Source organism: Metabacillus sp. Hm71 (assembly GCF_051842955.2).
Lineage (GTDB): Bacteria > Bacillota > Bacilli > Bacillales > Bacillaceae > Metabacillus.
The window spans coordinates 5452185-5467700 of sequence record NZ_CM200278.1 but is presented as its reverse complement, the minus strand read 5'-3'; the positions used below and the strand labels follow the sequence as shown (position 1 = coordinate 5467700).

Genomic DNA, 15516 nt, shown 5'->3' with positions numbered 1-15516 from the left:
AAAAAATAGTTTTTCTAGTTTTAATAAGAAAACGTTATATTCTTTTCTAGAAGTGTTTTTTCAAGCTTTTTCAGCTTTTTAATCGATTCTTCTGATGATCGTTTACCAATTTCGATGACCAATGCATCTAACAATGCCATAATAGGTATGACTGAAAATTGTTCTTCACTAACTTCTACTTTCAACGTTACAGACGCATATGAAATAATTGGGCATGAGATATGGTCTGTTATCAATAGAATGCTATTGCCTAGTTCATGGGTCAGCTTAACGGCTTCGATAATCCGATTCGTGTATGGTTCAAATGCAAAAACCACTAAAATTTCATCCTTTTCAAGTTGCAAAATCCTGTCATAAATTACTTCGGTATCATGGCCCAGTTGCCTTATCTTAGGATAGAACTCTCCGAGCAATAGTTCGAAATATAATGCAGTTGCTTTGTAAGGCCGAGTACCCAAAACATTGATATAACTTGATTTTACAATGAGATCAATTGCATTTTCGAAATTTTCCATTAAATTAGCATCTAATGATTTGTTTAATAAATTTACTGACTCCTTCCAAACTTGCACTAAAGTTGAAGCTTTTCCACCTTCTTTTTGAATTTCAGTCAAAGACTTTTTCAATGTCCATTTTGAGACGGAAGGCATCGATTCATCATAGATATCTTTTCGTAAATCATTAAAATTTTCATACCCTAAGGCATTGATCGTACGCATAACAGTTGAAATTCCAACCTTGGCATTACTAGCAAGCTCTTTAATTGTTATCAAACCTATTGACTGATGATTTTTTAGAATATAATCACATAACTGTCTTTGTTTTTTTGGTAAAGAGTCTTTAATATCAACTATTTTATTAATTGTTGTTTGATTATCTGCACTCATTTAGATCCCCTTTTCACCTTCAGTTTTTTAGAGCATCAGTCCAAATTGATTTATAACCATTCTTTAGCCATATATAAAGGCAATGCTCTAATTGAAACTATTTATAAAATAACTAAGTCTATTTTTAAGCCATTTTAAATAAATATTGAAGTCCTTGCATTCGATAAATTTGTCCGCGCTTATTCCTTTTATTATAGCAGATGACAGAAAGTGAACCATCATCTCGAGATAATGAACCACACAGCAGAGTGATTGAACGGCGGCTAACATAAAAACGCCACAAAATGAATGAATAAGATCCCGATTGAACCACAAAAACTAGTAATTTCACCTATCCAAATAAATGAACCACCGATCACAGGAATTGAATCACATCTTGAGATATATGAGCCACACATCCAAATAATTGAACCACTAATAGATAAACGCAGAAGGCCCCCGATTGAACATCTAAGCTCAGTAAAGAACCACACTAAAATAACATATACTGAATCTATGTCACATTTCTTACCAAACTCAAACCGAATTTCTCTATTCAAATTAAAAAGATGCTAATTTTCTTTAAAAATCCCCCTATTTCTAACATTTAAAAACAGCTTTTTTAAAAAAACTACGTAACCTTATCTTACAAATTTATACAACTCTACCAAATAATCTATTAAATTAATGTTATTAACAGGGGGTGTTAATAGATGACAAAGAATCAGGAAAAAGGGATGACGAGAAGGGATTTTTTAGATCAGGTTGGGAAAGTTGGCGGAGCAGTTGCTGTTTGGGGGGCGATGGAATCGCTCGGATTGTTAGGGAAGCCGCTGATGGCGAGTGCGAAGGAGTTTCAAAGTCCTAAGCAAAGTGATTTAGCCATGGCGAACAAGAATGGTAAAAAAATCATTATCTTGGGAGCGGGGATTGCTGGTATGGCGGCTGCTTATGAATTACGAAAGGCGGGGTATGATTGCAAAATTCTTGAGGCGAGGGATCGCAGCGGCGGCCGAAATTGGACCGTGAGAAGGGGGACGGTAGAAACCGAAATAAATGGTACAAAGCAAGTTTCCAATTTTGATAAAGGCCAATACATGAATGCGGGGCCAGCTCGTATTCCGCAGCATCATGTAACGATTGATTATTGTCGGGAGCTCGGTGTTGAGCTTGAGGTTTTCTGTAATACAAATGAATTCTCCTATTTTTATCAAGAAAATGCTGGTCCTTTATCAAATCAGAAAGTGAGAAAGGGTGTTGTAAAAGCTGACACTCGCGGTTATATATCTGAACTATTAGCAAAGGCTGTTGATCAATCAGCATTGGATCATCAGCTCTCAAAGGATGATCTTGCAAGATTAACCTCCTATCTGAAAACAGAAGGAGATTTAACGACAGATCTTACATATAAAGGGACAAGCCGCCGCGGCTATAAGGAATTGCCTAGCGGAGGAGATAAGCCTGGTATATTGGAAACACCATTTGCTTTTGCCGATCTTCTTCAATCAGGGATGATGAACAGCATAAGCGGTGATTACAGTTTTCAGCAGCAGCCAATGATGTTCCAGCCCGTAGGCGGGATGGATCAAATACCAAAAGCGCTTGAAAGCAAGCTTCCGGGGGTCATAACCTTTGGTGCTGAAGTAAAGGAGATTAGACAAACAGCTGAGGGGGTTCGGATTGTTTACAAAACAAAAAACGGCAAAACAACTGAATTGAAAGGGGATTATTGCATTTGTACCATCCCGCTGCCTGTTTTAAAAAATATCCCAGCTGATTTTACAGCAGAAATGAAGCAGGCGATTAAAAGCATCAATTATGCAACAACTGGGAAAATCGGTCTACAGTTTAAGAGCAGATTCTGGGAGAAAGAGGATCGTATTCTTGGCGGAATTACGACAACGAATATGGACATTTCACAAATTTGGTATCCATCCAATGACTTTTTGTCACGAAAAGGAGTGTTGGTTGGCTATTATAACTTTGGTCAAAATGCCGTTGAATATGGAAATCTGTCACTTTCGCAAAGACAAGCCCGTGCTTTATCTCAAGGTGGTAAGATCCATCCCGAATATGCGAAGGAATTTGAAACTTCCTTCTCTGTTGCCTGGCATAAAATAAAATATAACGAAGGAGGCTGGGCTGAATACTCTGCATCTGATCGTAAAACGTATTATCCAATTTTAAATGAACCACAAGGGCGAATTCATCTTGCAGGGGAACATCTCAGTTATTTAACAGGATGGATGGCAGGTGCGTTTGAATCTGCCAGAATTGCCGTCACGAGAATTCATGAGGACGTACTAAAAGAAAGCAAGGTAACCTCTAAGGCAGGGTAAGCATGAATAAATAGAAATAATAAAAGGGGATCAAATAATGAAGAAAACGGTGAAATCAATGGTTATGACGACTGCGTTAGGGACAACCCTGCTTGCGGGATTCACGCTTGCTTCCGCAGGCAGTGAAAGTACGGCATTGAAGGCAAACAAGGTAACCTTCTTCGGTACGCCAACATCTTCTATTTCCAGCTCGGTTGCTGTGCCGCACAATTTCAATCGAATCTCCTATAGCGGGACTGTGCCGCCATTATTAAATAAGGACGGAAAAACGGTATATGAGAGATATGGTGATACAGAAACTCAAGCGATCGGGATTTTAAAAACCTTTAAAGCCGACCTTGAGGCAAAGGGGCTTTCGATGTCGGATATTACATACCTAAGAGTGTACCTTACACCAGATCCGAATAAAGGGAATAAGCAGGATTACCAAGGCTGGTTTAACGCGTACGCCAAGTTTTTTAATACGAAAGAAAATCCGGTAAAAACGGCCCGTTCGACTGTCGGAGTTGATAGTTTAGTTAATTCAGATTGGTTAATCGAGATTGAAGCGGAGGTAGCATACAAACCTAAAAAATAGGGATCAGCTAAAGGGGAGGAAGCAAGATGTTACAAAATATTGGTGTTCCGGGATTGATTTTAATCCTGATCATTGCCCTGGTGATTTTTGGGCCATCGAAATTGCCGGAGATCGGGCGGGCATTCGGCAACACACTGAAGGAATTTAAAAAGGCAACTAATGATCTGGTGAATGGAGACAATGATTCAACAAAGCCTCAAGAAGAAACAGCAAAGCTTCTCGCTGTTGAAACAACGAAACAAAGCAACACTGGAAGCTAGGTTGAAAAAAGGTGCAGGCAGGAATGTTGCTTGCATCTTTCTTTTTTTGAATAAAGGGGGATGACATATGGATGAAACAAGAATGAATTTGGTTGAACATTTAGGGGAAATGCGGAAGCGAATCATCATCATATTAATCTTTTTTATGACCTTCCTTTGTCTTTCTTTTCTTTTTGTGAAGGATATTCATCAGTTTTTAGTGAGAGATTTAGATGATAAATTGGCTTTGTTAGGTCCTGGAGATATTCTATGGATTTATATGATGATCGCAGGGGTTGTTGCGATCGCGGCAACCATACCTATTGCAGCTTTCCAAGCTTGGCATTTTGTCAAACCTGCACTCAAAAAAGAAGAACAAAAAGCCACCTTAGCCTTTATACCGGGGATCTTCTTCTTGTTTTTATTAGGAATTTCCTTCGGCTATTTTATCCTCTTTCCCATTGTTCTATCCTTTTTAGAAAATTTAGCAGGTGATCAATTCGAAGCATTCTTTACCGTCGATAAATATTTCAACTTCATGATCAATTTAACCCTGCCATTTGGATTTTTATTTGAAATGCCTGCTGTTATTCTGTTTTTAACCAAACTGGGCATTATCAATCCTCATCTGCTAGTAAAAGGAAGAAAAGGATCTTATTTTGTTTTAATCGTTATTTCCGTGATCATTTCTCCTCCTGATTTGGTTTCGGATGTTCTAGTCATCGTCCCTTTGCTCCTCTTATATGAATTTAGCATAACCCTTTCGAAACTGGTATTTAGGAAAAGGACAGAATGGCAAATAGTAAATGATAAGGAAAGGGTTCCGTTATGACCCATAGATATTGGTAAAAAAGCAAAACTCACCGCAGAATCGGTGAGTTTTTTTATAACTATTTACAAGAAAAGTTGAATGTAAATACGCCGAAATATCCTGGAAATCGCTGATAAAATCAGAAACCCGCCGATAAATTTCGGAAATCGCTGATAAAATTAGAAAGTCGCCGATAAAATTCGGAAATCGCTGATAAAATCAGAATTCCGCCGATAAATTCCGGAAATCGCTGATAAAATCAGAATTCCGCCGATATATCTTGGTATTCACTGACAGAATCAAAATCCTTTTCCTGTTAAAGAAGCAATCTATAAAATTATTAATCTTGCCAAATAGGAATGATTCCGATAAAATTTAAATCGTAATAATTTCGTATTAGGGGGAGTCAGTTTGAAAAAAACTCATGATCATGGTCGTGGTATGATTTTTAACCGTTTTTATACATACATTAAAAAACATGTTTCAACAATAGGCATCTTATTCATCCTAGCCGGTTTATTAAGTGGATGTGCGAACACATCGGAAAGTACTGAAGAGAAGAGAGAAGGTAAGCATATTCATTTTCTGTATAATTTCGCTACGAATTCTCTTGATCCCCATGTTGATTCAAGCTATGTTCCATTACGCGCGGGAATAACGGAAACCTTGGTTCGTCTGGACGAAGAAAATTTAACGATTGAACCATGGCTGGCAGAAAGCTGGGAAGGGGAGGATGGGCAGCATTGGACGATTAAACTTCGTGAAGATGTGACCTTCCATAATGGGAAACAAATGGATGCTGAAGCAGTAAAAGCCTCTCTTGAACGGGCGCTTAAGGAAAGTGTTGCGATAAAACATGCATTAAAAATCGATAAAATTGAAGCGGATGGCTATTTCTTGCATATTTCAACAACAGAACCGTTTCCAGAGTTTGTATCAGAGCTTGTAAACCCAAATGTGTCCATCATTGATGTCACAGAAGGGGATTTTGTTAATAAACCAGTCGGTACAGGACCTTTTGTGCTGAAGGCATTCACACCTGGAAGCAAGCTTGAACTTGAACGGTATGATGATTATTGGGACGGGGCCTCAAATCTTGATTCTGTCACCTTCTCATTTAATGAGGATGCTAATGCCCGGTCGCTTGCATTGAAGTCTGGACAGGTGGATATTGTTTATCGTCCAGAGGTAGAAAGTCTTGAATCATTAGAAGCAATGGACGGCATCAAAGTTGAGTCCACAGCGACTTTCCGTGTTCATCAAATGACCATGAATATGGAGCGCAAAAGTTTGCAGGATGTCAATGTGCGGCGGGCTGTTGATGCGTTGATAAACCGCGAGGAAATTGTCGATACGATTTTGCTTGGGCATGCTGAAGCTGCTCAAGGACCATTTCTGCCTTCTCTCCCATTTGCACCAACTTATGGAGAGCGTCAAACGGGTGAAGATATTGCGATTAAGTATTTAGAGAAAGCGGGTTATACACTAAAAGACGGGATAATGCAAAAAGATGGTGAGCCGCTTACGTTTACGCTGCTAACGTATTCAGCACGAGCAGATTTGCCATTGATTGCTCAGGTTTTTCAATCAGATGCTAAAAAAATTGGAATTGATGTTGAGATCAGACAAATTGACATCCCTGAGGAATATATGGCATCAAACCGCGATTGGGATCTGGCTACTTATAGTAATCTGACAGCACCGCGCGGAGATGCGGGGTATTATCTAAATGCAACCTACCATCCAACTGGAGCTCTAAACTTTAGCGGTGCAAGCGAGCCGGAATTAACAGCAATTATTGACAAGCTTAATCAAACAGTCAACCAAGAAGATCGGGCTGTACTTGCCGAGCAGGCGGCTGATTATGTAAATGACCATGTCATCAATTCATTTATCTTACATCCGTCGACAATCGTTGCGTATAACGAGGGAAAAGTGAAGAACTGGGTGACGACGAGAAGTGAATATTACATGATAACAAATCAATTGGATGTGAAGTAAATGGGACAAATTCTTGTCCGGAAATTTCTTGAAGTTTTCTTTTTTATGTTATTTCTTACATTTGCTAGCTTTTTGTTTATCCGGCTTGCACCTGGAGATCCTGTTTTGACGATTCTGAACGTTGATGAGCTGTCTGTCAGTCAGGAGCAGGTCGTATCACTAAGAGAAGAGATGGGGTTTAACAAGCCGTTGCTTGTTCAATACGGACATTGGCTTCTTAAGTTTGTTCAGCTTGATTTCGGTCAATCGTATGTTACAGGCCAGCCTGTGATGGAGATGATCCTTACCGGCCTTCCTGCTACAGCTGAACTAGCGCTCGGTTCGATGCTGGTTATGCTGGCGGTGTCGATTCCATTAGGCTCCCTATCGGCCCTTTACCGAAATAGCTGGATTGACCAGATGAGCAGAATTCTGTCCATTATTGGGGCGGCGATCCCCAGCTTTTGGCTTGGTCTTATTTTGATCGATTTATTTGGTGTGCGTTTTAACTGGTTTCCAACCATGGGGAGAGAAGGATTTGTCTCATTGATTTTACCATCGCTCACACTTGGTTTAGCGATTTCGAGTGTTTATGTCCGGTTGCTTCGCTCGAGCCTGCTTGATTCACTTGGCCAGGAATTTATCCGGGCGGGGAGAGCGCGCGGATTGTCAGAACAGCGAATCTTTTTCGTTCATGCATTTCGGCACAGCCTCCCTCCTGTTATTACAGTATTTGGTGTAAGCTTAGGAAGCTTAATTGGCGGCGTTGTTGTGATTGAAGTTTTATTTGCCTATCCAGGCGTTGGAAAACTGGTCGTTGATGCGATCCGTCAACGTGATTATCCGCTCATCCAAGGCTATATTTTCATCATGGCTGTCGTTGTTTTTATTGTGAATACATGTGTTGATTTATCTTATCGATATCTAAATCCAGAAATGAAATTAAAAGAAAGGGGGAGCAATCGATGAAAGATCTTTCTATGCATTTGCCTAAGGGAAAAAAGCAGATTTGGCAAGGGACACTTGCGTTGATATTGATCATTTTTGTTTTGGCAGTCTCTCTTTATGCTTTTTTTTATTTACGGTATGACCCAATGCTGACCAATCTTGGCGAACGCCTTCAGGGAATGAGCCTTCAACATCCGCTTGGAACAGATCATCTCGGCCGGGACGTACTGACCAGGCTTATGCTGGGAGGTCAGCAGACCATCGGTTATAGCTTGCTGGCGCTGCTCGCTGCTCTTATCATTGGAATCCCCTTTGGTCTTATTTCAGGATATAAAAGAGGGGCAGCTGATCGGATCTTTATGCGGATTGCTGATGGATTTTTAGCATTCCCGGATACGATTGTTGCCATTGTTTTAAGTGGTCTCCTTGGACCTGGTATTGGCAATCTTGTGCTTGCAATTGTGCTGGTCAAATGGGTGAGTTATGCCCGCCTTGTTCGCAGCACCGTTTTATCGGAATCGCAAAAAGATTATGTACTAATTGCAAAGATTAACGGATTATCATCAAGTAAGATCATGTGTAAACACTTATTCCCGCATATTATCGGGCATGTTCTTGTTCTGGCAAGTCTTGATCTTGGGAAAATTATTTTGCTCATTTCTTCCTTGTCATACATTGGACTTGGTGCACAGCCCCCAACCCCTGAATGGGGAGCGATGCTAAATGACTCACGTCCGTATTTTCAGTCAAAACCCGAATTAATGATCTTTCCTGGCTTAGCGATTGTCATAATTGTCCTATTAACCAATATGCTTGGAGATTATTTACGTGATCATTTTGATGTGAAGAAGGAGATACAGAAATGATTTTATCCATTGAGCAAGTGTCGATTAGCAGCAGAGAAAAGAAAATTGTTGATAACGTATCCCTTTCCATTCGCAAAGGAGAGTGGTATGCACTTGTCGGGCAAAGCGGAAGCGGCAAAAGCCTGCTGTCCCAGGCAATAGGACAAATGCTCCATCGTAATTTGAAGGTAGAAGGAAAAATTCTTTTTAACGGGCAGGATTTGCTCACATTTTCACAGAAACAGATGCGAACGATACGGGGTCAACAATTGTCCTATATTTTTCAAGATTACCAGGGTTCCTTTACACCGTTTCGAACCATTGGTCAGCATTTTGACGAATACCTGAAAGCCCACGGAATGTACGATCGAAAAACGCGAAGGGTAAAGGCAAAGGAAGAGCTTGAATTGGTTGGGCTGGACGAAACGGTATACAACCGTTATCCGTTTCAATTAAGCGGCGGACAACTTCAACGAGTTTCAATTGCAATGGCCCTTTTGCTCTCACCGGATTTATTAATTGCAGATGAAATAACCACAGCACTTGACAGTGTTTCCGGGCACCGGATTTTAGAATTACTTGCAAAACGGCAAAAAGAAACGGGCTGCACCATTCTTTTCATTACCCATGATTGGCGCCATGTCAGGCGCTATGCCACTCGGTTGGCGGTTATGAAAGAAGGGGAAATTGTTGAATCAGGCGGGAAACACCGCATACTTGACCATCCGATGCACGAGTATACAAAGCAGTTGATTAAAGCAGCACCTACACTTGGCCGCAAAAGGCTTCCATCCGGTTTAAAGGAGGTCGAAACGAGATGAACCTGCTTACTGTTCATAAGCTGACAAAATCATATCAAGGCCAAAAAACAGCCGTGGATAACGTTTCTTTCTACCTGAAAAAAGGCGAATGTCTTGGCCTTGTTGGTGAAAGCGGCTGCGGTAAAAGCACATTGGCCCGCTGTCTGCTGAGGATTGAACCGATTGACAGCGGCTCGATTACCTTTAAGGGCCAGGCAATTGACCAACTTAATGAACGTCAGCTGCATCCTTACCGAAAAAAGATCCAAATTGTGCTTCAAAATCCATCGGCTGCTTTAAACCCAAAGCTCAAAATTAAGGATTCACTCATTGACCCTTACGGCCAGTTTAGGAAAGATCTGGATCTCGGCTACTTTTCCTATACCTCCAAGGACGCCTTTGTGAAGCAGCTGCTTGAAGCTGTTGAGCTGCCGTCTAGCTTGGCCAATCGATATCCTCATGAATTAAGCGGCGGGCAGAGGCAACGTGTAACGATCGCTCGTGCGATTAGCATTGAACCTGAACTCATCGTTCTCGACGAGCCGACAGCAAGCCTTGACGTGATTTCTCAACGGGCGGTGCTTGCTTTACTGACAGAGCTTCGAATTATATTAAACCTATCCTATTTGTTTATTTCTCATGATCTTGCTGCTGTCAAAGAAATGAGCCAACGAATTATGGTCATGAAAGATGGAAGGCTTGTCGACCAATTCCATCATGATCAATTATTTGAAGCGAAACGTCATCCTTATACAAAAGAGCTGATCTCCATTTTTTAGATAAAACCTCGTATAATAAATGAAAACCCTTGGTCCGCTTATGAGCGAGACCAAGGTGTTGCTTTGAAATAAAATTTGATTAAAGACACCTCACAAACCCGTAATCCCTCCTAGTCAATAAATCTTTATGCATACCTTAACATTTAACTTCAAATATTTTATTCAACTAAATAATCCTTGTCTCATAGAAAGAGCACAATTCTTGCTGCAGATTGCGCCCTTCGTATTATAAGGTCATCCAGAAAATATATCTGGTTGGCCTATTTTTAATAGGTTATTCTTTAGGTAGCCGGGGTAGGACGTTTTGTATAATTGCATTTTAACTAATAGAAAGTTGAAGGAAAATAAAAACTCTCATGTAAACAGGTTATTATTCATCTAAATTCGCCACTTTTAGTCTTTTAACAACCATTAGAATGATGAGTTAAAGTCTACCACAATGCTTGCATCTTCCCCTTCTTTTTAAATAATAGGCTAAAATTGCTATCCCTAGAGATATTCCCCAGGGTAACCAGAACAAAAATGGAACAAATTGTCCCCAATTTTCATGTGTTATGGAACCATTCATTATCATAAATAAGATTTGTGGAGTGAGCTTTAACCCCGTAATCGTGATAATAGCAGACATCAATATAGCAGGTACCATAACAAACCAGATTGGAATTTGTTTACCTGCTAGAAATAAACACCACCGTGGAAAAATCACTCCCCATTTTTGAATAAGCCCAAGGGTCAGAATTCCACCGCCAATACATAATCCTCCCAATATGGCTTCAGCTATTAAATTGTCTTCATTCCCAACCATTGATAAGTCGTTTGTCCCCAAAGGAATACCTAAGGCCCACGCCCATCGAACAATACCGTATGGAAATGCCGTAATGACAGCTAAATAGGTAAACCACTTTCCCCATTTTGCTGCTGCTTTTGCTGATGATCCTTCATCAGCGTCATTCCTGCCGCAATTGCCGCAAGTATCCCGTGTAAGACGAAAGTATGCTATTGCAGAAGCGCCCCATATGAACCCACCAACTATACAATAAACTTGATTAACAACCCTCCAGTCCAGCAGATCAAAGTGAAGCAAGAACAAATAAGCAAAGTTCTGTGCAATTCGAGAATCTGGAACTAAAAATATAAGCGTCACACTCATTATCCACGCGAAGGAGAGCAATAGTGTACGAGGAAAACGACGTCCCCATGTCATTACCATCGCTAGAGCTGCTACTGTTCCTACTAATCCAGCTATGGCAATGACTGGTCCCCCGAACTCAACATTAAAATTTGATAAAAATGATCCCATCATTTCTGCTTTTGGATCGTTTTTACCGAATGGAAATCCTTTGCCACCTAATAACCAGAACAGCCCGAGTAACCCGTATATTAGGGACCATAGAGCTGCGGCATACCCAGTCCACTGTGGCCATCGCGACAGCAATGAAAAATGAGTTGAATGATTGATCTTTATTTTCGGTTCCATTTCGCCCTCCTTAAAGCATTTTCATAAAAAATTAAAATGTCATACTCTAAGATATCGTAGCCCTTTCAATTAATTAGTTAACTTCCCAAAAACTCTCTTACTAATTTTACCATTATTTTCTTTCTAAATTAACCTCCCATTAAAAGAAAATAGCTTTATCCTTGCTCCATAATCTGGCCCTTTAACGGAACAACTTTTTTGTCACTCAACAGCTCCTAATCGATCTTTGAATTCAGATGTTCTTTTCTTTTGTCCTTTGCACTATAAAAACACCCCTTTAGTGAACATATCCAAAGAGGTAAACCGGTACATCTTTTTTATAAATCTTTATTTCAAATCTACACAAGAGTTTACTGTGCGGCATGCAAATAATTAACATTTTTAACAATAAAAAAATGATGATTGGGGGAAACTACTTTATATAGCCTAATGAAGGGATAATGAGTATGCATCTTGCAATCACGCTTTTAACGATTTTGGCTTCTTTAAAGTGGGGAAAGTGGAAAAACTGGAAAGAATATCATTCAAGTATGTTTTTTATCGCTACTTGTGGATTGCTTTATGAATATATCGTGCAAGAATATAACCTATGGGAATTTCATGCTGATTGGTTGTTTAGCGTGAAAATGATCGTCATTATTTACGCGGTTATTACCATGCCGGTTAGTGTTTTTCTTTTTTTGTCCCATTTTCCTTCGAAATGGTTTCAGCGCATCGTTTATATTTTTATTTGGTCCTTCATATACATAGCGGTTGAGTTTGTTTTAGATCAATCCGGCAGAATCACATATGACCATGGGTGGGGAATCGGGTATTCGTTTTTATTTGATATCGTGATGTTCTCCGTCATCGCCTTCCATCACTATTATCCAGTTCGTGCTTATCTTGTTTCGATCTTTATTATTGCTTTTCTGATCTCCTATTTTCAGGTTCCTTTTGACGTTTTTAAATAAAGGAGCACGTAGATCATACTAGTAACGGTTAAGTCGAATGTTTAGAAAACTTAAGTTTATGCTATGGTAACTGTGAGAAACCCGTCCTTATAGGATGGGGTTTTCAAATGTTAGGGTAGGTATTTGTTCCTTATTTATGTTATTTTAAAGTGAATAATTTTTCATAGGAAGTTCATTATCTTTCGTTATAAAGGTTATATATGCGCTATAACAAGAACGTGTTTTAATAGATATAAATTCTTATTTGGCAATGTCCGTATGTGAGGAGGCGAATTAATGAGAAGTGGTAAGGTTTTGGCGAGTTAGTAAGGTCCACTCACATAAAGTTGGAGAGGACCTTACTTTTTTATACACCAGGAAATTATAAAATTCTTATACTGTGGATAAGCGCAAGCTGATCGTTTATCATTTTTTAGCGAAAGGTTAAAAACTTTCCAGTATGTGATCCTTCAGCAAGAGCAATTTGTTCAGGAGTCCCTTGAGCAACAACTTGTCCGCCAGCTGCTCCGCCTTCTGGTCCAATGTCAATCACCCAATCAGAAGCGCGAATCATCTCCAATGTATGTTCCACGACAATAACCGTGTTTCCAGCATCAACCAGTCTGTTTAAGAGATGAAGCAGCTTGTTTACATCTGATGGATGAAGTCCTGTTGTCGGTTCATCAAGCAAGTAAAGGGTATGGTTCGAGTTTTGCTTGTATAATTCTCTTGCTAATTTCAGACGCTGGCCTTCCCCGCCAGATAAGGTTGTCACCGACTGTCCCCAGTTTAGGTAGCCTAGACCTACTTCACACAAGATCTCAATGATCGGTCCGATTTTTTTAACATCCTTGAACAGAGGGCGGCTTTCTTCAATTGTCAGGTCAAGAATCGAAGAAATGCTTTGCCCTTTATAAGTAATGGCAAGAATGAAGTCTTTGAATCGTTTTCCGTGACAAACCGGACATTTTACTTCTAGATCTGGCAGGAAATGCATGTTTGTTGTTACAAACCCTAGTCCTTGGCAATGCTCACATCTTCCTCCAGGCGTGTTAAAGGAAAAGTCTTTTGGCTTTAAGTTGTTTTTCTTCGCTTCAGGCAGGGAGGAAAAAAGATTTCTGATGAATGTGAAAGCATCTGTATACGTTGCGACATTTGATCGCTGCATACGTGTTAGCGGTGATTGGTCAACGGTAATCATGCTTTCAATTAATTCAAAACCGGTTATGCGCTCACAGCCATCAGGTGCTCCGTTTTTTCCAGACGAAAGCACATCAAAAACTAAACTCGATTTTCCAGAACCAGAAACACCAGTTACAGAAATAAAGGTGCCTAGCGGAAAGGAAACGGTCATATTTTTTAAATTATGTTTCGTTGCATTGTGAATCGTTAAACATTCTCCATTCCCGGTACGTCGATTGAAATGGAAGCTCAGCGGCTTGTTTAAGAATGCACCTGTAATCGACTGCTCTTGTTTCATTAGCTGCTGGACAGTTCCTTCGCCAACGACTGTTCCGCCGTATTTTCCAGCGCCAGGTCCGATGTCGATGATATGATCTGCTCCTCGCATCATTTCTTCATCATGTTCAATCACTAAAACCGTATTTCCTAGATCCCTTAGTTCCTTCATAACGTTCAACAGTCCGTGCGTATCTTTAGGATGCAGCCCTGCTGTCGGTTCATCAAGAATATAAAGGACACCCGTCAAGCCTGAGCCTAGAATCGTTGCCAATCTTAATCGCTGTGCTTCTCCGCCTGAAAGAGTGATGGTTTGGCGATCTAATGAGAGATAGCCTAATCCAACATGGATAATCCGGGTTACTTTTGTTTTTAATTCGTGCAGCAACGCTTCAACCATGTGCATACTATCACTAGACAACGTTTGCTGAAGTTCAAGGATCCATTGGAGAATCTCTTCGAGCGACCACTTTGTCAGAGTTGTAATTGAGGTTCCTGCTATGACGACTTGACGACTTTCATCTCTTAAGCGATCTCCTAAGCAATCCGGACATACTTTGGAGGTAAATAATTGGGCTTCACCAGATTGACCGCCTTTTTCTCGGTATCTTCTCCAAATCCCTGTCACAACCCCTTCAAACTTTCCTTGACTAACCGTTTTTGGAAGCTTTTTATTTGGAAAATAGGCTGTGAATGGTTTACTTTCTACTCCATAATATAAAAGATCTTTTTGAATGTCGGTAAACTCCTTCAAAGGCAGGTTAAGGTCGAGAGGGATGCCATAATAATCGGTTGCCGCCTTTAAAATATTCAGCTGATATTCACGGAATTGACCTTTCCAAATCCGGACACAGTCTTCTTTTAGACTAGCTTCCTCATCGAAAACAGATGTGAAATCCAACTCAGCAACATTTCCGAGGCCATCACAGGTAGGGCAGGCACCATTTGGTTTGTTGAAGGAGAAATGGCTGCGTGTTATTTTTTCAACCCGCTGTTTGCAATGCGGACAATCAATAAATTGTTTAAAACCAGCATCCTCCTCATACATTTCCTTATCAAATCGTGGAGGTATTTTGTTTTGGCAATGTGGACAAGGGCGTTCTCCGAGCTTTTCATAAATTACACGTAAGTAGGTGTACATATCTGTCGTGGTACCAACTGTTGAACGAGGGTTACGGTTCGTGATGTGCTGGCCGATACTGATTGAAGGGGACAATCCAATGATGGAATCTACCTTGGGTTTACTGACAGCATCTGTTGTCATGCCCATTGATTCCATGTATTGCCGCTGACATTCTCTTTGAAGGGTATCTAATGCTAACGTTGATTTTCCGGAACCTGATGGCCCTGTTAGTAAGACAAGCTTATTTTTTGGAATTCGAAGTGAAATGTTTTTCAGATTATGTTCACGCGCACCATTAATTTCGATAAATTGATTCAAGTAATTCCCTCCTAAAATTTCACT

General features: G+C 40.2%; 13 protein-coding genes. 10 read left to right on the top strand and 3 right to left on the bottom strand.

Annotated features, from left to right (window positions below):
- Positions 1-20: 20 nt before the first annotated feature.
- On the bottom strand, positions 21-887 hold the full coding sequence (locus tag ACSVDH_RS26825; RefSeq protein WP_439250540.1) for a MurR/RpiR family transcriptional regulator: 867 nt from the start codon (positions 885-887) through the stop codon (positions 21-23).
- Positions 888-1579: 692 nt separating this feature from the next.
- On the opposite strand from ACSVDH_RS26825, the gene ACSVDH_RS26820 reads away from it, so the two are divergent.
- The 9 genes from ACSVDH_RS26820 to ACSVDH_RS26780 all read left to right on the top strand — a co-directional run bounded on the left by ACSVDH_RS26820 (position 1580) and on the right by ACSVDH_RS26780 (position 10184).
- Complete coding sequence (locus tag ACSVDH_RS26820; protein WP_439250539.1) at positions 1580-3205, top strand: flavin monoamine oxidase family protein; 1626 nt, start codon at positions 1580-1582, stop codon at positions 3203-3205.
- A gap of 37 nt (positions 3206-3242) precedes the next feature.
- Positions 3243-3782, top strand: a complete 540-nt coding sequence (locus tag ACSVDH_RS26815; protein ID WP_439250537.1) for a RidA family protein — start codon at positions 3243-3245, stop codon at positions 3780-3782.
- Positions 3783-3808: 26 nt separating this feature from the next.
- Positions 3809-4042, top strand: coding sequence for a twin-arginine translocase TatA/TatE family subunit (locus ACSVDH_RS26810; RefSeq protein WP_299093256.1), 234 nt, complete (start codon positions 3809-3811; stop codon positions 4040-4042).
- A 67-nt stretch (positions 4043-4109) separates the two neighbouring features.
- Positions 4110-4853: a twin-arginine translocase subunit TatC gene (gene tatC, locus ACSVDH_RS26805; RefSeq protein WP_299093257.1), complete on the top strand. Its 744-nt coding sequence runs from the start codon at positions 4110-4112 to the stop codon at positions 4851-4853.
- Positions 4854-5273: 420 nt separating this feature from the next.
- On the top strand, positions 5274-6833 hold the full coding sequence (gene nikA / locus ACSVDH_RS26800; protein ID WP_439250596.1) for a nickel ABC transporter substrate-binding protein: 1560 nt from the start codon (positions 5274-5276) through the stop codon (positions 6831-6833).
- Entirely contained in the window at positions 6834-7781 is a 948-nt protein-coding gene (nikB, locus tag ACSVDH_RS26795) for a nickel ABC transporter permease (RefSeq protein WP_439250536.1), read from the top strand.
- Complete coding sequence (gene nikC, locus ACSVDH_RS26790; protein WP_439250534.1) at positions 7778-8626, top strand: nickel transporter permease; 849 nt, start codon at positions 7778-7780, stop codon at positions 8624-8626. The genes nikB and nikC overlap by 4 nt, the downstream gene beginning before the upstream one ends.
- A complete protein-coding gene (locus ACSVDH_RS26785) occupies positions 8623-9426 on the top strand; it encodes an ABC transporter ATP-binding protein (RefSeq protein WP_439250533.1) in 804 nt (267 codons plus the stop codon). Before nikC ends, ACSVDH_RS26785 begins: the two co-directional genes overlap by 4 nt.
- On the top strand, positions 9423-10184 hold the full coding sequence (locus ACSVDH_RS26780) for an ABC transporter ATP-binding protein (protein ID WP_439250532.1): 762 nt from the start codon (positions 9423-9425) through the stop codon (positions 10182-10184). Before ACSVDH_RS26785 ends, ACSVDH_RS26780 begins: the two co-directional genes overlap by 4 nt.
- A gap of 424 nt (positions 10185-10608) precedes the next feature.
- Here the strand turns inward: ACSVDH_RS26780 and ACSVDH_RS26775 are convergent, their stop codons facing one another.
- A complete protein-coding gene (locus tag ACSVDH_RS26775; protein ID WP_439250531.1) occupies positions 10609-11661 on the bottom strand; it encodes a hypothetical protein in 1053 nt (350 codons plus the stop codon).
- Between the two features lie 446 nt (positions 11662-12107).
- On the opposite strand from ACSVDH_RS26775, the gene ACSVDH_RS26770 reads away from it, so the two are divergent.
- Positions 12108-12614 carry a CBO0543 family protein gene (locus tag ACSVDH_RS26770; RefSeq protein WP_518617445.1) on the top strand — a complete coding sequence of 169 codons (507 nt, stop codon included), beginning with the start codon at positions 12108-12110 and terminating at the stop codon, positions 12612-12614.
- Between the two features lie 412 nt (positions 12615-13026).
- Here the strand turns inward: ACSVDH_RS26770 and uvrA are convergent, their stop codons facing one another.
- Complete coding sequence (uvrA, locus tag ACSVDH_RS26765; protein ID WP_439250528.1) at positions 13027-15492, bottom strand: excinuclease ABC subunit UvrA; 2466 nt, start codon at positions 15490-15492, stop codon at positions 13027-13029.
- Between the last annotated feature and the right edge of the window lie 24 nt (positions 15493-15516).